This window comes from Catellatospora bangladeshensis (genome assembly GCF_016862575.1).
Lineage (GTDB): Bacteria > Actinomycetota > Actinomycetes > Mycobacteriales > Micromonosporaceae > Catellatospora > Catellatospora bangladeshensis.
In genome coordinates, this window is the sequence record NZ_BONF01000023.1 from 26,580 (window position 1) to 45,055 (window position 18,476).

Consider the following 18,476-nt stretch of genomic DNA (forward strand, 5'->3'; position numbering starts at 1 on the left):
GGACTCCAGGTACGGATGGCAGGGTGGGATTCATGTGGGCGGGTGTGGGGTGACGGATTCCGGCGACGGCCTGACGGACGAGGTGTTCTCCGCGGATCCCGAGGTCGCCGCGGATCTGCGCGCGGTGGACTGGGCCGCGACACCGCTGGGCCCCGTGCCCGGATGGCCGCAGAGCCTGCGCACCGCGGTCAGCATTCTGCTGTCGTCGAAGTTCCCCATGTGGATGGCCTGGGGCCCCGAGCTGACCTTCCTCTGCAACGCGGCGTACCGGCGCGACACGCTCGGGCACAAGTACCCGTGGGCGCTGGGCCGGCCCGCCAGCCAGGTGTGGGCCGAGATCTGGGACGACATCGGCCCCCGCATCGACCGCGTGCTGGCCACCGGGCAGGCGAGCTGGGACGAGGCGCTGCTGCTGTTCCTGGAGCGGTCCGGTTACCAGGAGGAGACCTACCACACCTTCTCCTACAGCCCGCTACGGGACGAGTCGGGCGCCGCGGTCGGCATGCTCTGCGTCGTCAGCGAGGACACCACGCGGGTCATCAGCGAGCGCCGCATGGCCACCCTGCGCGATCTCGGCTCCGACCTCAGCGTCGTACGCACGCAGCAGGAGACGCTCGCCTTCGCGAGCCGGCAGCTGGAGCGCAACCAGCGCGACCTGCCGTTCACCCTGATCTACCTCAGCGACGGCGCGACCGCCCGGCTGGCCGAGACAACCGGCCTGCCCGACGGGCATCCCGTCGCCGTCTCCCCGCTGCCGGTGGACGGGCCGGCGCCGACGTGGCCGGTGATCACGACCGGCACCGAGCCGCAGCTCGTCGAGCTGGACGGGCCCGGCTTCGCCACGCTGCCGACCGGGGGCTGGCCGCTGCCGCCCGTGCAGGCGCTGGTCGTCCCGCTGCTACGGCAGGGCGGCGACCCCGCCGGATTCCTCGTCGCGGGGCTCAACCGCTACCGCCCCCTCGACGACGGTTACCGCTCCTTCCTGGAGCTGGTGGCCGGGCACGTCGCGACCGGCATCGCCAGCGCGCGCAGCTACCAGGAGCAGCAGCGCCGCGCCGAGGAGCTCGCGGAGCTCGACCGCGCCAAGACGGTGTTCTTCTCCAACATCAGCCACGAGTTCCGCACCCCGCTGACCCTGATCATGGGGCCGGTCGACGACCTGCGCCGCCGCCCGGACACCGACCCGGCGACGCGGGAGGAACTGGACGTCATCCACCGCAACGGCCTGCGGCTGGGCAAGCTGGTCAACAGCCTGCTCGACTTCTCCCGCCTGGAGGCCGGGCGGATGCAGGCCCGGTACGAACCGGTCGACCTCGCCGCCGTCACCGCCGAGCTGGCCAGCGTGTTCCGGTCCGCCGTGGAGAAGGCGGGCCTGCGCCTCACCGTGGACTGCCCGCCGCTGGACCGGCCGGTGTACCTCGACCGCGGCATGTGGGAGAAGGTCGTCCTCAACCTGCTGAGCAACGCCCTGAAGTTCACCTTCGACGGCTCGGTCGAGGTCAGCGTCCGCAGCGACGGCCCGCACGCGATCGTCAGCGTGACGGACACGGGCATCGGCATCGCCGCCGACGAGATCCCCCGGCTGTTCGAGCGCTTCCACCGCATCGAGAACGCCCGCTCCCGCTCCAACGAGGGCAGCGGCATCGGCCTGGCCCTGGTGCAGGAGCTGGTCAGCCTGCACCGCGGGACCATCACCGCGCACAGCACCGAGGGCGAGGGCACCCGCTTCACCATCCGGCTCCCCTTCGGCCACCAGCACCTGCCCGACGGCGCCATCGTCGCGCCGACGAGCAGCGCGGCGCTGTCGGCCGCCGCCGAGCCGTACGTGCAGGAGGCCCTGCGCTGGGTGCCCGACCAGCCCGCAGCAGAGTCGGTCAGCCCGGCCGACCAGGGCACGCCGCTGTACGGCCCGAGCCTGGACAGACCGGCCAGCGTGCTCGTCGCCGACGACAACGCCGACATGCGGGCCTACCTCGCCCGGCTGCTGACCGGCGCCGGTTACCAGGTGAGCACCGTGCAGGACGGCCGGCAGGCGCTCGACGAGGCCCGTGCCCGTACCCCCGAACTGGTCATCAGCGACGTCATGATGCCCCGCCTGGACGGCCTGCAGCTGCTCATGGCGCTGCGGGCCGATCCGCGCACCGAGGCGATCCCCGTCATCCTCCTGTCCGCCCGCGCGGGCCAGGAGGCCTCCATCGAGGGGCTGCAGGCGGGAGCCGACGACTACCTCGTCAAACCCTTCGCCGCCGCCGAGCTGCTCGCCCGGGTCCGGGCCAACGTGGAGCTCGCCCGGATCCGCAACCACCACTCCCGGTGGCGCACCGCCCTGATCAACTCGCTGCAGGAGGCGTTCTTCGTCTGCGACGAGGACGGCGCCGTCGTCGAGATCAACACCGCGTTCACCGACATCCTCGGCTACGGCCCCGAGGGCCTGCCCTACCTGCCGCAGCACCCCTGGTGGCCCGACGCCGCCGACGCCGACGCGCACCAGCAGGTCGCCGCCGCCTTCGACACGCTGCTGCGCAACGCCCAGGGCAGCTACACGATCCCCGTCGTGCACCGCAGCGGCCGTCGCGTATGGGCCAACGCCACCTTCAACAAGGCGCAGGACCCCGACACCGGGCGCACCGTCACCGTCGGCACCTTCCGCGACGTCAGCGCCGAGCACTACGCCATCCAGCGCGACAACGCCCTCGCCACCCTCAACATGCGCCTGTCGCAGGCGCCGGACCTCGCCCACGCCGCCGTCGAGGCACTGGCGGAGCTGCAGCGGCTCTGGCACGCCGCGCAGGTCTGGGGCGTCGTCTTCCGCCCCGGCGCCCCGCCCGCCGTCACCACCGCGCAGGGCACCGCCGCCACCTGGGAGCACCTGGCCGAGCAGCACCGCGACGCCATCACCGCCCTGCGCGACGGCCCGAACCTCACCCCGGCGCCCGGCGACAGCGCCGGCATCCGGCTCGAACACCCCCACGGCACCATGGTGATCTGGCTGAACCTCGGCCCGAACCGGCCCTTCACCGACCACGACCGGCTGCTGCTGTCCCTGCTCGGCGGCAGCCTCGCCCAGGGACTCACCCGCGCCCACCAGATCGACCAGCAGCGCGAGACCGCCCTGGCGCTGCAGCGCGCCCTGCTCGGCCCCGCGCAGCTGCCGCACGGATTCGCGGTCCGCTACGAGCCGGCGGCCACCCCGCTGGAGATCGGCGGCGACTGGTACGACACCATCGCCCTGCCCGACGGCCGCATCGGCATCGTCGTCGGCGACTGCGTCGGCCGCGGCCTGACCGCCGCCGCCGTCATGGGACAGCTGCGCAGCGCCTGCCGTGCCCTGCTGCTGCAGGACCCCAGCCCCGCCCGCGCCCTGATGACCATGGACCACTTCGCCGCGGCCACCCCGGGCGCCGCCTGCACCACCGTCTTCTGCGGCGTGCTCGACCCCCGGACCGGCCGGCTCACCTACGCCAGCGCCGGGCATCCCCCCGGTGTCGTCGCCCACCACGACGGCGGCACCAGCATCCTCGACAAGGGCCGGTCGCTGCCGCTGGCGGTGCGCCCCGGGAGCGCTCGCGGCCAGGCCGAGCACACCGTGCCGCCGCGGGCGACGATGATCCTCTACACCGACGGCCTCATCGAACGGCGGCGCCAATCCCTGGACGAGGGCATCGAAAGCGCCGCGACGACCCTGCACCAGGGCCGTGACATCGACGTCGACCAGCTCGCGGCGTACGTCATGGACCAGCTCACCCCCGCCGGCGGGTTCGACGACGACGTCGCGTTCCTGCTCTACCGCCAGCCCGGGCCGCTGCAGCTCACCTTCCCGGCCGACGCCGGGCAGCTCGCCCCGGTCCGCAGCGCGCTGCGCGACTGGCTGCAGCGCTGCGGCCTGCCGATGGACCTCGCGCAGGGTGCGCTCATCGCCGCGGGCGAGGCCTGCGCGAACGCCATCGAGCACGGGCACCGTGCCAATCCGGGTGAGCCGATCCAGCTGCGCGCCGTCGCGTACGCCGACCGGCTCCGGCTCGTCGTCACCGACACGGGCCGGTGGAAGATCCCGACGGTCAACACCGACCGCGGCCGGGGCGTGGGCCTGATGCGCGCCATGATGTCCGAGGTCAACATCAACTCGACCAGTGCCGGAACCATCGTCGACATGCACGCGAGGATTCCCCGTTGACATCCTCCCCGTCCTAAAGGACAAGGATTCCCTTGGTCGCCCTCGGGTTTTCCTGTTTCGCCGACGAATGCCCCGTCCGAGAGGACTCTCGTTGAGGTCTTACACCGTCTCCGCAGGCTGTCACCGCCAGTCCGACGGCCAGGATGTTGCGGGCCGCGTTGACGTCGCGGTCGTGGGTGCTACCGCACCGGCAGGTCCACCACCGCACGTGCAGCGGCGTCCGCTCTGCGAGTGCGCCACACACCGAGCACAGTCTGGTCGACGGGAACCAGCGGTCGACGACTATCAGGTCCCGGCCGTGCCAGGCGGCCTTGTACTCGAGCATGGTGCGCAGCTGCCGCCAGGCCGCGTCGCTGATCGCGCAGGCCAGACGGTGGTTCTTGACCATGTTACGGACGGCCAGGTCCTCGATCACGATCGTTTGGTTCTCACGAACGAGCCGAGTGCTCAGCTTGTGCAGGTGGTCACGCCTGCGGTCGGCGATACGGGCGTGGATGCGGGCGACCTTGATCCGGGCCTTGTCCCGGTTGGCCGAACTCTTCTGCTTGCGGGCCAGGTCGCGTTGCGCGCGGGCCAGCCGCTGCCGGTCGACGCGCTCATGCCTGGGATTAGTGATCTTCTCCCCGGTGGACAGGGTGAGGAGACTGTCCAGCCCGGCGTCGATCCCGACCCGGCCGGTGGCGGGGGTCTGGGTGATGGTGTCGTCACAGAGCAGGGACACGAACCAGCGTCCGGCCGCGTCGCACGACACGGTCACCGTCGACGGTGCGCAGCCCTCGGGCAGCGGCCGCGACCACACGATGTCGAGGGGTTCGGTCATCTTGGCCAGGGTCAGCGTGCCGTCGCGCCAGCGGAAGGCGCTAGCGGTGTACTCGGCCGAGCGGCGCGAGCGCTTCTTGCTCTTGAAGCTAGGGTAGTTGGCGCGTTTGGCCCAGAAGTTGCCGAACGCGGTCTGCAGGTGCCGCAGTGCCTGCTGCAGCGGCACGGACGAGACCTCGTTGAGAAACGCCAGGTCCCCGGTCTTCTTCCATCCGGTGAGCAGTGCCGAGGTGGCGTTGTAGCCGACCCGCTCCCGACGCTGGGTCCACGCCTCGGTGCGGGCTTGCAGGGCCAGGTTGTAGACCAGCCGGACGCACCCGAACGTCCGCGAAAGCTGCGCTGCCTGCACGTCGGTCGGGTAGAAGCGGAACTTGAACGCCCGCTTCACCGTCCTGGTCACGGCTTACATCCTAACCGGGCATTCGATGAACTGCGGGCCGTGATACAGGTGGACGCCGGTCCGCCTTGGCGGCGGATCGGCTCTGCCCGTCTTGATCCGCAGGGGTTCTGTTTCCTCTCCGGCCTGAAGGCCGGAGTATCCGCGGAAGGAATCTGATGACCACGACACCGCTGCACATCAGCTCGGCCCGGCAGGCTGACGGCACGACCGCACTGCTGGTCCGCGGTGAGATCGACATGAGCAACACCGCCTGCCTCGCCGACGCCATCGACGGCGCGTCCGGGCGGCTGCTGCTCGACTTCTCCGCGGTGGAGTATCTGGACAGCGCCGGGCTGGCGGTCCTGTTCGCCCACGCCGACCGCATCGAGCTCGTCGCCAACCGGCTGATCGATCCCGTGCTGCGCGTCTCCGGCCTCACCGACCTCGTCACCGTGCACGAGCCGCCGCAGCACACCGGAACCTGACCGGGCCGAACGGCTGGGCGCCGGCCTCGGCGATAAAGGGGCAACGTGGTGTCGCGCACGCGTGCTAGAAAGTGCCGTGTCCCCTATCGACGTGCATCAGCAGTTGTGGCTCCTCGCGTGCCGCCGCGTGCGGCAGTACCAGACGACGGCCAACATCATCGCGGGAGCAGCCCTCGGCATCACCGTTCTGCTGCTGTGGCCTGCGGCGGTGGTGGGCGTCGCCGGTATCGTCTGGACGCTGACGCTGGTGGCGCTGATCAACGGCGCCGCCGCCGGTATGACGGCCGCCTGCCGCCGCTGGGCGCGCTTCTACCACGCCGAATCCGAGCACTGGCTGGACCGGCTGGTCCCGGCGGAGGAGCGGGACGTCTTCACCCAGGGCTTCGCCGCCACGAGTCCCCTGCCCACCGCGCTCAGCACGGTGTGGACCCGCGTTCTCGCCGGCACGGCGATCGCCTCGGCCGCAGCGGCTTTCTGCGTGGGGCTGATCAACCGGGCCTGAGGTCCGATGCCGACGGCGGTTCGCCGTGTGCCGTCTAGGCTGACGCCCTGGTGTGGGCCAGGGGCCGGCAGCTGAACCGGACGCCGGGGGACGCGCGGAGCGGGGTCGGCCCGATCGTCGGCCGGCCCTGCTCCGCGCGGACGTTGCCGGCTCAGGTGGCGGGGACCGCCTTGAGCTGTTTGGCGCTCTCGACCGTGACCTGGACCGCGCGGATGATCGCCGGGATCGACCCGACGATCAGGATGATCGCCCAGACGATGCCGACGATCGCGAAGACGATCCCGGCGATCGCGTCGGTGATGCTGACCAGGATTCCGGGCACCAGCCCGTGCAGGAACACCGCCACCACGTTGCCGAGCAGAGACGTGATCATCATCGCGACCAGCCCCTTGTTCTGCAGGAACCGCTGCTGGGCGATGATCAGGCAGGCGATCGCGACCACCTTCAGGAACATGATCAGCGACAGCACGACCGCCGCCTCGCCGCGCGGGAACGAGCCGAACAGGATCAGGTACACGATCGTGCCGAACGGGAACGCCATCAGCAGCGTGACCATGAGGATAAGCTTCGCGATCGCGACGAACAGCAGCACCAGCGCCGTGATGATCAGGATGATCGCCCCGACGAGCGTGGCCACGCCCTGGGCGCGGGCGTGCACCCGTTTGGACGCCAGGATCGCCACGCCCATCAGCACCGCCGTGCCGAGCAGCACCACGTCGATGAGCGACAGGTAGCTGATCGCGAGGCCGCCGGGCCGCTCCGCCACCCCCGGCGGCACGTCCGCGCCGAGCTGCGCGGCCGTGCCCACCGCCGGGGTGGTCAGCCCCAGCAGGAATGAGCTGCCGGTCTCGACCGCCACGATCAGGCCCATCGCGACGAGCGCGACGAAGAAGAACGGCGTACGCAGCCTATCCATCGCTGCCTCCCAGGGTGATGGCGCAGTTGTCGCAGGTGAGGGTGATGTCGACGCCCTGGTCGTCGACGGCGACGCGCACGGATTCACCCGCCGCGAGGTCCCGATCGAGGACCGTGTCGTCGTGCGGGGCGCGGGTGCTCAGGTGCAGCGCCCCGTCCGGGGTCAGCTCGACCTCGCGCAGGTCGCTGTCGGCCGCCGCGACGGTGAGCACGCAGCTCGTCTCGACGACGAGCACGCCGTCGGCCAGGCACGGCGCGGCCAGGTCGGCGGGGTCGACCGGGTCGGGGTCGCCGAACCAGCCGTCGAGCATGCGTACCAGGGCGTTGTCCCTCGGGTCGGCCATGGTCACCTCGCCGTCCTGCGTCACCACGCCGGTGACGAACAGGGCGACGATCAGCACCGCGACGGCGGCGAGGATCTTCTGGGCTCGGGTCAGCGCGGGCATGTCAGTGCTCCAGGTAGACCCGCACCGAGCCGGCCTCGGTGGCGTTGCCGTAGTCGTCGAGCACGTGCACGTTGACGGTGACCCAGCCGTTGTCGCGGACGTTGTTGACGGTGGCGTAGTTGAGGGTCGGCATGGCCGGGGTGAACTCGCGCGCGGTGGCGACCTGGCTGGACACCGCCGGGGTGAGCTGGCAGACCTCGCCGAACGCGGACTTGGTGCAGCGTTCGATCTGGACGGTCAGCAGCCAGCGGACCGGCCACGAGTCGGGCTGGGTCCAGACGACGACCGGCATGCGGCCCGGCGGGACGCTGGAGTTGGTGACCGGCTGCGAGATGACCGGCTTGGCGGCCGCGGCGGAGACGCCGAGGTCGACGGTGCTGCCCTTGGCCGCGGACGCGCCGCCGGGCAGCGACTGCCGGGTGACCGCGCCGGGGCCGCGGGTGTTGTCCCAGCCGAACTGGACGGTGCCCGCGACGAGCCCGGCCTTGGCGAGGGCGGCCTTGGCGTCGGCGGGCGGCAGGCCGATCAGCTTCGGCACGGCCACCATCACCACCGGCACCGGGCTGGCCGACACCTCGGGCGTGGCCGACACGGACGGCTGCGGGGTGGTGGCCGCCTCCGGCTCGCCCTCCGGCCAGACGATCCAGGTGACGACGCCGATGACGAGCACGGCCAGCGCGGCCGCCACGACGATCCACCACGGGAACGGCTTCTTCTCCGGCGCGGGCGGGGCGGGCACGACGACGGCGACGCGGCGGCTGAGCACCGACGTCTCCTCGGGGGCGTCGGACAGCTCGGCGTCTCGCTGCGCGCCCAGGCCCAGCGGCGGGGTGAGCCGGGCCTGGAACTCGTAGCGCCCGGCCGGGGCCGTCTGCGGCACGTTGATCTTCACGACCAGGGGTGCGGTCGCGCCGGGCTTCGGTCGCGGGTATTCCTCCACCGAGAACCACGCCGCGTCCGTCTCCGGGCCGGTGTGGAAGTCGATGCCGGGGCGGCCGGTGCGCCGGGACTGGTTGGTGATGGTGAAGGTGACCTCGGCCGCGCGGTCCTGGCCCAGGGTCACCTCCGGCGTCGCGGTCGTGATGACCCACTTCTCGTTCTTGCCGTTCTCGGTCATTCCAGGACTCCCATTTCGAAGGTGGTGGCGGCCGGCTTGTCCAGCTCGACGATGTGCCGGACCCGTTCGGCCAGGCCGGATCCGGCGGGGATGCGCACGATCAGGTGGAACGGGCGCTCGGCCGACTCCTCGATCTCGATCTCGGTGAGGCCGGTGGCGAGGGCGACCGCGTCGCGCAGCCCTTCGCGGGTGCCGCGCGACTGCGCGAGTGCGGTTCCGTGGGCGACCAGGTCGCGGTTGGCGCCCAGGTGGTCGACCGCGACCCAGCGGGCCAGGAAAGGCACCAGGCGGTCCGGGCAGCGGTACGGGTGGAACAGGTCCTCGACCGAGTCCAGGCGCTGTTCGCCGGACTCGTGCAGGGCCTCCATCACGTCCAGCAGCGCCCACAGCACCCCGGACGGGTGCATCGCCCGCTGGTAGGCGGCGGGGAGCAGCGCGGCGATCGCGTCACGGTGCATCGTCGATCACCACCTCGATGTCGTGCTCGCCCGAGACGAGCAGCCAGGTCGGCGGGATGGTGACGAGCTGGCGCAGCTCCGTGTCGGCCGCCGACGCCCACAGCGCCGGGCCGGTGCGCACGTGCGTGCCGCGGTTGCCGCCCGCGAACACGCGGCTGCCTGCGGCGAGGGTCCGCACCGGCTCGAACCGGGTCCGGTCGCGCAGCGGCAGGCCGCAGTTGACCGACGGCGACTCCCACTGCGGCGTCGCGGCGGCCGTGTCGAGCTGCAGGACTCCGCCGCTCTGGCTGGCGGCGTACGCGATGGTGTCGGTGAAGTCGAGGCCCCAGCAGGTGCCGCCGGTCCACCCGGCGGCCAGCGGCTGCCAGCGCACGTCGGCCTCGAACAGCCGGGCCCGGTAGCAGCCCGCGCCGGGCTTGCGCGGGTCGGTGGTGCCGGTGCCGACCCACAGCACCGTGTCCGGGCCGTCGAGCTGCACGGCCAGCGCCCGGGTGTCGACGCCGTTCAGGCCGACGTGCTGGAACGTGCCCGGCCGGCCCCCGGCGGTGGACAGGTACACGCCGTACGTGGTCTCGGCGGCCAGGGCCACGCCCCACACGCCGCGCTCGGACACGAACGCGCGCACCGAGTTGAAGCCCCGGTCCTGGTCCTTGGCGTCCACGATGATCTGCAGCGGCACCGCGCCGTCCAGCAGCGACATCTCGTACAGGCCGACGTCGGTGGCCAGCAGCAGCGACACCGCCTCCTCGCGGTCGATCCACGCCGCCTCCAGCACCACGGCGTCGATCTCGGTCAGCTGCCGCCACGTCTCGCCCAGGTCGGCCGACACGTGTACGCAGGAGCCGCCCTCCTCCAGGTTCGTCACCACCGCGACCCAGCCGGGGCGGGCGACCACGCCCGGCCGGTCGGACACCGGCGCGGGGAGCACCTGCCGCACGGACTGGCCGGGGAACGCGGTGACCAGCTCCCAGCCGACGCCGTCGTTGGTGGACCGGAAGACCTGCTCGCCGCCGCCCGCGTACCAGGTGCCGGGCTGGTAGCCGTCGGCGGCGATGGAGCTGACGTCGCGGCTGGGCGCGTGCTCCAGCACGAACCGCACGTCGTCGACGTAGCGCACGCCGGGCTCGGCCTGCTCCAGGATCCGGTACACGTTCGACGCGCGCAGCGGCTCGCCGAACGTCCAGCCCTCGACGGTCGCGGGCGCGGGCAGCGGGCTGATCGTCTGGTGCAGCCGGTCGTGGATACGGCGGCGCACCGCGTCGACGTCCTCCTGGCGGCCGACGACGACCCGGCCCTTGACCGCGACCGACTTGTAGCGGGCCCAGGTCGTGGTGACCGAGGTGCCCAGCGCGCGGCGGCGGTCCAGGTCGGCCTGGGTGTGCAGGCGTACCTCGTCGAGCTGTCGTTCCAGCAGCGCGGACACGGGCAGCCGCCAGCCGGGGCGGGACGCCTCGGGCACGTACGGCACCAGCGTCACCTCGACCTCGCCCGGCCGGGCGAACGACCACATCGACGCCCGGGTGAACGCCCGCGCCCGCGCCACGGCCGGGGAACCGGCGGTGGCCAGCAGCTCGAAGTCGCGGGCGGTGACGGCGCGGTGCAGGCTGAACAGCTCGTACGGGCCGCGCCGGGCGGCGGCGTCGACCTGCTCGATGTCGCGCCCGCCGCGCGCCGCCTCGGCGTTGGTGACGCGTACGCCCGCGATCGGGTCGCGCAGGGCGGTCAGCGTCCCGGCGGCCACGTTGCCGTGCGCGCCGCCGCCGACGCGATACCAGAGCCGGATCTCGCGGTGGGCGGCCGGGACCGCGCCGGGCACCGTGCCGCCGTCCAGCGCCGGGGCGAAGGTGACCACCCCGGCGGCCGGGTCGAGCAGGTAGGCGCGGTCGTCGGGGCCGAGCCCCGCGAACGTCTCGACCCGCTGCCAGATCTCGAAGGTACGGCCCTCGAAGTCGCGCGCCGCGCCTGTCGCCGGGCCGGACGCCTGCACGCCGAGCATCACCTCCAGCGGCTCGCCGGTCGTCGCCAGCGGCGCGCGCGCCACCCGCAGGACCTGGCCGGGCAGCCCCGTACCCAGGCCCAGCAGCTCGCCGTCGACCAGCTCGCAGTGGTAGGCGCGCACCCGCGCCTCGGTCTCGCCTTCGGCGAGCACGGCAGGGGCGGTGGTGGTGAACACGACCGGCTGCGGGTCGGCGCCGCGGGCGGCCACGACCCGGGTGCCCGCCGGGATGGCGATGCGCCCGGTCTCGGCACCGGACCGGGTGAACGTCAGCTCGGCCCAGGCCGCCGCGGGCGGGCGGCGGGTGACCCCGAGCAGGTTCAGGAACTCCAGGTACGCCTTCTCCGGCAGCCGGTTGAGCCGGTACAGCATCACCTCGGTCAGGTAGGCGAACGCCTCCAGCAGCGCCATGCCCGGGTCGTGCACGGACAGATCGGTCCAGTCCGGGCACGAGCGCCGCACCCGGTCGCGGGCCTCGGCGACGAGGTCGGGAAACGTGCGGTCGTCCAGGTTCGGCACGGGGATCATGACTGTTCTCCGAGGTCGATGGGGTAGTCGAGGGCGCCTTCGGCCAGCGTCTGCCGGACCCGGTAGCGCAGGTGCACGTTGAGCCGCGAGGCGATGTCGGGATCAGGGTCGGCGTCGACCTGCTCGATCTCGATGCGCGGCTCCCAGCGCTCCAGCGCGTGGCGCACGTAGTGGATGGCCAGGCCGGCGGTGGTCTGGTCGTTCGGCGCGAACAGCAGCCGGTGCAGGTGGGAGCCGTAGTCGGGGCGCATCAGCCGCTCCCCCGGCACGGTGCCGAGCAGCAGGATGATGGCCTGGCGGATCGCGTCGTCGCCGTGGACGAACGCGACCCGGCCGGCGGCCGAGGTGACGAGCCCTTCGCCCTCGGCGAAGCGCAGGGAGGTGATGCTCATGCGGATGCCTCCACGAAGGACTGGCCGGGGATGCGGACGCGGTAGTGGACGGTGCCCGGGACCGTGCCGTCGGTGAGGCCGTCGAGGCTGTCCAGCACGACGGCGTCGCCGTCGATGCGGATCCACTCGCTGTAGCCGGTGAACACGCGCAGCGTCTTCACGCAGGGCTTCATGGTCGCGCCGATGTTCGGGCAGCGGGCGATGGCACGGCCCTGCGGGTCGTCGTCGACGAGCACCGGGTGCCCGGCGATCTCGACCCAGTGCTGCGACGGGTTGTTCTCGACCTTGCCGTCGTGGTCGCAGCGCACGTCGAAGGAGGTGTCGACGAGTCTCATCCCGGGATCACCCCGGTGGGCAGGCCCGGCACGAGCGCCCGCTCGAAGTCGACGTTGGCGGCGCGGATGGTCATCCGGTGGCCGGGAGCCTCGATGACCAGGTCGGTGCGCGCCAGCAGGCGGACCTTGCCGGGGGCGAGTTCGAGCGTGCTGCCGTCGTCGTTGGACAACTTGATCGACTTCTCGGTGTCGTCGACGACCACCCGCTGGCCGCCGGGGCTGTGCAGGCTCCACCGGCGTACGCGCCCGCCGCTGACCCCGCTGTCGGGCGGCGACTGGGCGCCGAAGACCGCGCCGAGCACGATCGCCTCGGCCGGGTCCTCGTGCGGCAGGGCCAGCACGACCAGGTCACCGGGGTCGGGCAGCGCGACGACGCCCTTGCCCGGCCCCGCGCCGGGACACAGCACCGCCAGCCAGCCCAGATCCAGCTCGCCGTGTCCGGGCAGGACCACCCGCACCCGGCCGTAGCCGTCGGGGTCGTCCACGTCGGTCACCCGCCCCAGCGCGACGGCGGCGGCCGTGGGCTGCGCCAGGCCCTCCGGTGGCTCGGTCGAGAACACCGTGCGGTACCCGTCGGCGTCGATCGTGTGCACGGCCGTGCACACCGGGTACGTCCCGTCGACGGCCTCGCCGACGCCCGCGATCTCGACCGCCCGGCCGGGCCGCAGGTCCGGATCGCCCTGGGCGGTGCCGCTGACGCACAGCACCCGCGCCGCGGCCCGGTCCAGCGCCGCCTGCGCCGCCTCGGCCTGCTGCCCGGCGGGCTGGTCGATGAGCGCCCGGTCCGTGCCGTCCAGCCCCGGCACCGGCGCCGCCGGTCCGGGACGGTAGCCCGGGGCACCGGCCCGGCCCGTGGTGAACTCGCCCTTGCCCGGATGCCAGCCATACGTCGCGACGGCGGCGACGGCCCGGTCGGCATGCCCCTCCACCCGGCACTGCCACAGCGTGTCGCCGAACTTCAGCGGCACGGCGGCCCCGCGCGGGCGCAGCGTGTCCAGGACCAGCGCCGAGCCGTCGAGCACCGGGTAGCGGCCCAGGCGCCCGGCGGCGCGGGCGAGCAGGTCCCAGTCGGTGGCCCGGTGCTGGAGCAGCCGCTCCAGCGGCGGCCCCGGGTCGGGGCAGCGCACCGTCAGGCCGAGGTCGGCGGTCAGCTCGCGGGCCAGGTCGGCCAGGGTCACGCCGGTGAACACGCGGGGACGCTGGCGGGCGCGCAGCCGGTGCAGCAGGTCGTGGGCCACGACCGTCCAGCCCGTCTCCGAACCCGGCCCGCGCACCAGCTCCACCGTGCTGACCTCGCCGTCGAACAGCTCCCGGTCGCCGACGTCGAGCCGCAGCCGCGCCCCGAACGGCCAGCCGGCCGCGGTGTGCATGGTCAGCTCGGCCTGCGCGGGCAGCCCGATCCGGCGGGTGACCCGCACCGACAGGACCCGGCCGGGCACGGGCGCGCCGTCGAGGCGCACCGAGACAACAGGAATGATCATGACGGGACTCCGAGGACGGACCCGGCCCGCAAGGCCAGGGGGTTGTCGATGCCGTTGTGCTCAGCCAGCTCCCGCCACCGCGTCGGGTCGCCCAGCGCCTCCGCCGCCAGCAGGTCGAACCTGGCCCCGCCGCCGCCCGACCCGTCCCCGGTGGCCTGCACGGCCGCCGCGGCGGTCGGCGCCGGGGGCGCGGCGGGCTCGCCCTCGCTACGCACCAGCTTGAGCCGCAGCCAGGAGCGGCGCGGCGTGCCGGAGGCGTCGATCGCGTCCAGGCGCTCGGCCACGTTCACCACGACCCCGGGCAGGTTCCAGGTCTTGCCCCACACGAGCCGGACCAGCGGCGGCCTGCCCTCACCGTTCTCGGCGAGGTGCCACAGCCGCCCGGTGAGCCGGCGTACGTCGTCGGGCCGGTGCGCGGGCTCGACCAGGTCCACGTCGAACAGCAGGTCGAGCACCAGCTCGGTGCGGCCGCCGCCGGTGAACAGCAGCGCGTCGTCGACACCCGTGCCGACCACCGCGCCGGGCAGCGCCGCCGGGCGCACGCCGGCGATTCTGCGTACCACCAGGGTCTCGGGGTTGACCAGGCAGTCGATGCGCTCGCCCGTGGCGTCGACGAGAAAGGCTATGCGTTCCACGACGAGCCCTCCTGTTGGCGTTGCCGCAGCTTGGTGCGGTCGGGATCGGTTCCGGGCGGCACGGTGACCGCCCACAGCGCGGTGTCGTCGAGCAGCCGGGGCCACCGCTCCTGCTCCCCCGCCGCGTCCTCCCCCGCGAGCGCGGGCCAAGGCGCGGCCACGACCGCCGCCGCCTCGGCTCCGGAGGACTCCGGCAGGACGGCCCGCGTGCGCAGCTCCGCACGGCCCGTCGGCTGCTGCGGCCCGAGCCGGCCCGGCGCGGTGTCCACGTGGGCCGCCGCCGCCCGAGCGATGCCGGGACCAAGGTCGGCGGACCTGACCGCGAAGGGCCGGGAGTCGGCGGGACGGCCCGGCGTCGGGATCCGGGCCGGGCCGGTCACGCGCGGCTCCGCCTCGGGCCGGGTGTGGTCGTCCGCGGCCCACAACTCCTGAGTTGTATCCACAACACAGGAGTTGTGGCCCCGCGCAGCAGTTGCCGCCTCCCCGGCAGCCGGCCCGTGCGCGGGCGGCCGTGCCGATTCGCCACCCGGCCGCCCCGCAAAAGGAACCGGCCGGCCTGCCGTCTCCGAAGGAGTGGTGAGGTCCGCGGGCGGCAACTCCTGGGTTGCCTCCGCATCACCGGTGTTGCCGGACCGGGACGTGGTTGGTGCCGCGGTGGCACCGGCCTCGGTCCGCCCGGCGCCCGCGCCGACGTCGAGCGTCCGCCCGACGGCCGGCGACTCCACGTCCTGCGCACCGGTCGAGGTCACGGCATGACCAGGCTGCGCCGCCACGAAAGGTGTCGTGGCAGGCGGGTAGCCCTCCGCCGCGATCCGCGCCGGGGCAGGTCCGGGCAGCGCTGCCGGGGCAGTTCCGGGATCTGCCTCGCTCGACGCCGTGGTGGGCGCCGGTCTCGCTTGCGTCGGGAGGGAGGGTGCCGTGGGCGGTGCCGTCCAAGCCGGTCGCGGCCCGGCCACGCCGGACCACGACGAGTCTGGCGCACTGGCGGCGCCGGGGCCCTGGTCCGGCCAGCGGACCGCCTCGACACGATCGCCGGTCCGGCCGTCGAGCCATCGCCCGGCGCCGAACTGTGCGAGCGCCGCCGGAGCACTGACCGTGGGCGGGCCGTCGGGCGACCCCACCCATGGTGCGGCGGGGCCGTCCAGCGCGGGGTAGGCCGGGGCGGCCGGGCGGAGGACGGGGGTGGGCGGGGCGTCCGGGGCGGGCGTGCGCCCACCGAGCCGGATCGCCCCGTCCGTGGATGCGGGCGTCCCCGGCTGGGGAGCGGCGCCCCTCAGGCCGAGGAGGCGCCGCAGCCAGCCGAGCACGTCACGCAGCCGCGCCGACACCGCTGGTCTCCCGCTGGAGGCCGTCGTGGGCCAGCACCAGCGTCTCCACGGCGAGCTCGCGGCTCATCGCGTCCAGGGGCGAGCCGTACCACTCCTGCGGCCAGGCGTTGACCAGGTTCCAGCGCAGCGCCTCGGCCGAGCCCGAGCTGTCGAGCATGACGATCGAGACGTTGCGGCGGCTGACGCGGCCCTCGACCGCGGTCATCAGCCACTCCCACAGCTCCAGCGACGAGGTGAGGCCGAAGCGCAGGGTCACCGGGGCGTACGTGACGCGGCCGGGGATGGCCCGCACCACGGAGTTGTTGCCCGCCTCGCGGTAGGCGATGGTCTCGACCTTGATGCCGAGCCCGCCGACCTCGGTGAAGTGGCCCTCGGTCACGTTGTTGATGAGCAGCTTGAAGTTGTACGCGCGGTACGGGTCCACCAGGTTGCCGGGCTGCGCGGCGGGGGTGGCGGTCACCTCGGGCATGTCAGGCTCCTGCCTGGTCGCCGCCGGCACCGGCGGACTGGCTGATCTTGAAGATGACGAACTCGGCGGGCTTGACCGGCGCGATGCCGATCAGGGTCACGACCTGGCCCGCGTCGCGGACCTCGGCGGGGTTGGTCTCCTCGTCGCACTTGACGAAGAACGCCTCCTGCGGCGTACGGCCCTGCAGCGCGCCGTCGCGCCACACGCGGGTGAGGAACGCGCTGACGTCGCGGCGGATCGACTTCCACAGCAGGTTGTCGTTCGGCTCGAACACGATCCAGCGGGTGCCGTCGCCGATGGACTCCTTGAGCATGTTGAACAGGCGCCGGACGTTCAGGTAGCGCCACTCGCTGCCGGAGGCGGCCAGGGTGCGGGCGCCCCAGATGCGGATGCCCTCGGCCGGGAAGTGCCGGATGCAGTTGACCCCGGCCGGGTTGAGGACGTCCTGCTCGACCTTGGTGACCCGGTAGGACAGGTCGACCGCGCCGCGCACCGGCTCGTTGGCCGGCGCCTTGTGCACGCCGCGCAGGCTGTCGCTGCGCGCCCACACCCCGGCGACGTGGCCGCTGGGCGGGGTGTTGACGACCTCGCCGGTCAGCGGGTCGCGCACGACCAGCCACGGCACGTAGAAGGTGCCGTAGTCCGACTGGCGCGGGCGCAGGCCGCTGTTGTCCTCGGCGGGGGCGGCCTCGGCCTCGGGGCCCTTCTTGCCCGGCTTGGGCAGGGTGACCCCGCCGACCCGGGTCAGCCGCTCGACGTCGCCGGTGTGCTCCGGCCCGTCGAGGATGGCCATCCGGTCGCCCATCAGCTCGCAGTGCGCGAGCAGGTCCTCGTAGGACAGCGGGTCGGTGTAGCCGGGCGCGGCGACGATGGCGACCTCGTCGATCGCCTCCAGCAGCCGCAGCCCGCTGCGCTGGCGGCCCTTGCCGGCCAGCGGCTCGCCCTGCGGGATGTTGACGACGTAGCAGCGGCCGCCGCCGTTGTCGAAGAAGCCGTACACCGCCCGCGACAGCGGGGTGCTGTCGGTGCGGTCGCCGACGAAGACGCGGACGAACTCCGACCAGCTGTTGACGGCGACCGCCTCGTTGCGGCGCGCGGTCGCGTCCGGCGCGGTGCCGACGAATCCGGCGGTGCTGGTGCCGACCGATTCGATCGGCCTGCTGCCGCCGGACACCTCCTCGACGTAGATGCCGGGTGAGGAGTACACGGGCATTACTGGACCTCCTGGATCTCGCAGGTGATGACGACGGGCTCGGCCGACGCGGCCGGGACCTCGGCGGTGAGCAGCAGCCCCCGGCCGCTGACGGCCAGGCGCACCGGCCTGCCGTCGACCACGGGCAGCTCGAAGCGGCCGCGGGTGTCGGTGTAGGCGGCGGCCGTGCCGTCCTCGGCGGCGACACGCATGCCGACCAGGGCGATCCCGGCCGGGGTCTGCACCCGGCCGGCCAGGCGCCGCAGCGACACGGCGTCCAGCCGGGCCGGCTGGGTGACCCGCGGTGCGGCCGGCGCGGGGTTGGTTACCTGCACCGCGACCTCGCAGAGCAGGGCTGCCCGCAGGCGCGCGCCCAGGGCCGGCCACAGCGTGTCCGGCACGGGCTCGGCCAGCAGGTACGGCACTCCTGCCATGAGCACCCGGTCGAGCGCCTCGATCGCCGTGGCGTCGGGGCCGTCCGCGTGCAGCAGGAACCGCACCCGCAGCCGCAGCGGGTCACCGGGCCGGACCGGCAGCGCCTCCGGCAGCACCGCGTACGGCCACACGGCCAGCCACGGCCCGCCGAACGCGCCGGACTGCACGCCCACCGCCGCGGCCGGGTGCTCGACCCGCACCGGCACGCCGGCCCCGGCCAGGCCGCCCAGCAGCAGCGCGCACGCTCGGGCCAGGGGCCCGTGGTCCTCGTGGTTGCGCATCCGAACCTCCGCCTCGTCTCGTGCCGGGCGGCACGATCGCAAGACAGAGCGGGCGGTCACGGGCGGTGATACAGGTGCGCCTGTCAGCTACGTGACGTGACGGGCGCCG

General features: G+C 73.4%; 17 protein-coding genes. 3 read left to right on the plus strand and 14 right to left on the minus strand.

Annotation, left to right across the window (positions count from 1 at the left end):
- Nucleotides 1–49 precede the first annotated feature (49 nt).
- Complete coding sequence (locus Cba03nite_RS20005) at nucleotides 50–4,174, plus strand: SpoIIE family protein phosphatase (RefSeq protein ID WP_203748307.1); 4,125 nt, start codon at nucleotides 50–52, stop codon at nucleotides 4,172–4,174.
- A 13-nt stretch (nucleotides 4,175–4,187) separates the two neighbouring features.
- Here the strand turns inward: Cba03nite_RS20005 and Cba03nite_RS20010 are convergent, their stop codons facing one another.
- Nucleotides 4,188–5,393 carry an RNA-guided endonuclease InsQ/TnpB family protein gene (locus Cba03nite_RS20010; RefSeq protein WP_203748310.1) on the minus strand — a complete coding sequence of 402 codons (1,206 nt, stop codon included), beginning with the start codon at nucleotides 5,391–5,393 and terminating at the stop codon, nucleotides 4,188–4,190.
- A 155-nt stretch (nucleotides 5,394–5,548) separates the two neighbouring features.
- Here Cba03nite_RS20010 and Cba03nite_RS20015 point away from each other — a divergent pair, with 155 nt between their 5' ends.
- Together Cba03nite_RS20015 and Cba03nite_RS20020 are read left to right on the plus strand one after the other, a co-directional pair.
- Entirely contained in the window at nucleotides 5,549–5,857 is a 309-nt protein-coding gene (locus tag Cba03nite_RS20015) for an STAS domain-containing protein (protein ID WP_203748315.1), read from the plus strand.
- 91 nt (nucleotides 5,858–5,948) lie between these two features.
- Nucleotides 5,949–6,359: a hypothetical protein gene (locus Cba03nite_RS20020; protein ID WP_203748318.1), complete on the plus strand. Its 411-nt coding sequence runs from the start codon at nucleotides 5,949–5,951 to the stop codon at nucleotides 6,357–6,359.
- Nucleotides 6,360–6,510: 151 nt separating this feature from the next.
- Here Cba03nite_RS20020 and Cba03nite_RS20025 read toward each other — a convergent pair whose 3' ends face one another.
- The 13 genes from Cba03nite_RS20025 to Cba03nite_RS20085 form a co-directional block, all read right to left on the minus strand.
- Nucleotides 6,511–7,275, minus strand: a complete 765-nt coding sequence (locus Cba03nite_RS20025) for a hypothetical protein (RefSeq protein WP_203748319.1) — start codon at nucleotides 7,273–7,275, stop codon at nucleotides 6,511–6,513.
- Nucleotides 7,268–7,720, minus strand: coding sequence for a hypothetical protein (locus Cba03nite_RS20030; RefSeq protein ID WP_203748321.1), 453 nt, complete (start codon nucleotides 7,718–7,720; stop codon nucleotides 7,268–7,270). The genes Cba03nite_RS20025 and Cba03nite_RS20030 overlap by 8 nt, the downstream gene beginning before the upstream one ends.
- Before the next feature lies 1 nt (nucleotide 7,721).
- Nucleotides 7,722–8,837 (minus strand): PASTA domain-containing protein, encoded by a 1,116-nt coding sequence (locus tag Cba03nite_RS20035; RefSeq protein WP_203748323.1) that lies wholly within the window; start codon nucleotides 8,835–8,837, stop codon nucleotides 7,722–7,724.
- Nucleotides 8,834–9,295, minus strand: a complete 462-nt coding sequence (locus Cba03nite_RS20040) for a phage tail protein (RefSeq protein WP_203748325.1) — start codon at nucleotides 9,293–9,295, stop codon at nucleotides 8,834–8,836. Before Cba03nite_RS20040 ends, Cba03nite_RS20035 begins: the two co-directional genes overlap by 4 nt.
- Entirely contained in the window at nucleotides 9,285–11,819 is a 2,535-nt protein-coding gene (locus Cba03nite_RS20045) for a putative baseplate assembly protein (protein ID WP_203748327.1), read from the minus strand. The genes Cba03nite_RS20040 and Cba03nite_RS20045 overlap by 11 nt, the downstream gene beginning before the upstream one ends.
- Complete coding sequence (locus tag Cba03nite_RS20050; RefSeq protein WP_203748329.1) at nucleotides 11,816–12,211, minus strand: GPW/gp25 family protein; 396 nt, start codon at nucleotides 12,209–12,211, stop codon at nucleotides 11,816–11,818. Before Cba03nite_RS20050 ends, Cba03nite_RS20045 begins: the two co-directional genes overlap by 4 nt.
- Nucleotides 12,208–12,546, minus strand: a complete 339-nt coding sequence (locus Cba03nite_RS20055; RefSeq protein ID WP_203748333.1) for a hypothetical protein — start codon at nucleotides 12,544–12,546, stop codon at nucleotides 12,208–12,210. The genes Cba03nite_RS20050 and Cba03nite_RS20055 overlap by 4 nt, the downstream gene beginning before the upstream one ends.
- Entirely contained in the window at nucleotides 12,543–14,027 is a 1,485-nt protein-coding gene (locus Cba03nite_RS20060; RefSeq protein WP_203748336.1) for a phage baseplate assembly protein V, read from the minus strand. The genes Cba03nite_RS20055 and Cba03nite_RS20060 overlap by 4 nt, the downstream gene beginning before the upstream one ends.
- Entirely contained in the window at nucleotides 14,024–14,662 is a 639-nt protein-coding gene (locus Cba03nite_RS20065; RefSeq protein ID WP_203748339.1) for a CIS tube protein, read from the minus strand. Before Cba03nite_RS20065 ends, Cba03nite_RS20060 begins: the two co-directional genes overlap by 4 nt.
- A complete protein-coding gene (locus tag Cba03nite_RS20070) occupies nucleotides 14,650–15,087 on the minus strand; it encodes a hypothetical protein (protein WP_203748342.1) in 438 nt (145 codons plus the stop codon). Before Cba03nite_RS20070 ends, Cba03nite_RS20065 begins: the two co-directional genes overlap by 13 nt.
- An 883-nt stretch (nucleotides 15,088–15,970) precedes the next feature.
- Complete coding sequence (locus Cba03nite_RS20075; RefSeq protein ID WP_203748345.1) at nucleotides 15,971–16,459, minus strand: phage tail protein; 489 nt, start codon at nucleotides 16,457–16,459, stop codon at nucleotides 15,971–15,973.
- 1 nt (nucleotide 16,460) lies between these two features.
- The gene (locus Cba03nite_RS20080; protein WP_203748348.1) at nucleotides 16,461–17,672 is read right to left on the minus strand and encodes a phage tail sheath family protein; all 1,212 of its coding nucleotides are present in this window, start codon (nucleotides 17,670–17,672) and stop codon (nucleotides 16,461–16,463) included.
- Nucleotides 17,672–18,367 carry a hypothetical protein gene (locus tag Cba03nite_RS20085; protein WP_203748351.1) on the minus strand — a complete coding sequence of 232 codons (696 nt, stop codon included), beginning with the start codon at nucleotides 18,365–18,367 and terminating at the stop codon, nucleotides 17,672–17,674. The genes Cba03nite_RS20080 and Cba03nite_RS20085 overlap by 1 nt, the downstream gene beginning before the upstream one ends.
- Between the last annotated feature and the right edge of the window lie 109 nt (nucleotides 18,368–18,476).

What these genes read in the sequence shown, in the direction of transcription:
- Cba03nite_RS20015 (WP_203748315.1), top strand. Translation starts at nt 5,549, where the DNA reads ATGACCACGACACCGCTGCACATCAGCTCGGCCCGGCAGGCTGACGGC.
- Cba03nite_RS20025 (WP_203748319.1), bottom strand. Translation starts at nt 7,275, where the DNA reads ATGGATAGGCTGCGTACGCCGTTCTTCTTCGTCGCGCTCGTCGCGATG.
- Cba03nite_RS20030 (WP_203748321.1), bottom strand. Translation starts at nt 7,720, where the DNA reads ATGCCCGCGCTGACCCGAGCCCAGAAGATCCTCGCCGCCGTCGCGGTG.
- Cba03nite_RS20035 (WP_203748323.1), bottom strand. Translation starts at nt 8,837, where the DNA reads ATGACCGAGAACGGCAAGAACGAGAAGTGGGTCATCACGACCGCGACG.
- Cba03nite_RS20040 (WP_203748325.1), bottom strand. Translation starts at nt 9,295, where the DNA reads ATGCACCGTGACGCGATCGCCGCGCTGCTCCCCGCCGCCTACCAGCGG.
- Cba03nite_RS20045 (WP_203748327.1), bottom strand. Translation starts at nt 11,819, where the DNA reads ATGATCCCCGTGCCGAACCTGGACGACCGCACGTTTCCCGACCTCGTC.
- Cba03nite_RS20050 (WP_203748329.1), bottom strand. Translation starts at nt 12,211, where the DNA reads ATGAGCATCACCTCCCTGCGCTTCGCCGAGGGCGAAGGGCTCGTCACC.
- Cba03nite_RS20055 (WP_203748333.1), bottom strand. Translation starts at nt 12,546, where the DNA reads ATGAGACTCGTCGACACCTCCTTCGACGTGCGCTGCGACCACGACGGC.
- Cba03nite_RS20060 (WP_203748336.1), bottom strand. Translation starts at nt 14,027, where the DNA reads ATGATCATTCCTGTTGTCTCGGTGCGCCTCGACGGCGCGCCCGTGCCC.
- Cba03nite_RS20075 (WP_203748345.1), bottom strand. Translation starts at nt 16,459, where the DNA reads ATGCCCGAGGTGACCGCCACCCCCGCCGCGCAGCCCGGCAACCTGGTG.
- Cba03nite_RS20080 (WP_203748348.1), bottom strand. Translation starts at nt 17,672, where the DNA reads ATGCCCGTGTACTCCTCACCCGGCATCTACGTCGAGGAGGTGTCCGGC.
- Cba03nite_RS20085 (WP_203748351.1), bottom strand. Translation starts at nt 18,367, where the DNA reads ATGCGCAACCACGAGGACCACGGGCCCCTGGCCCGAGCGTGCGCGCTG.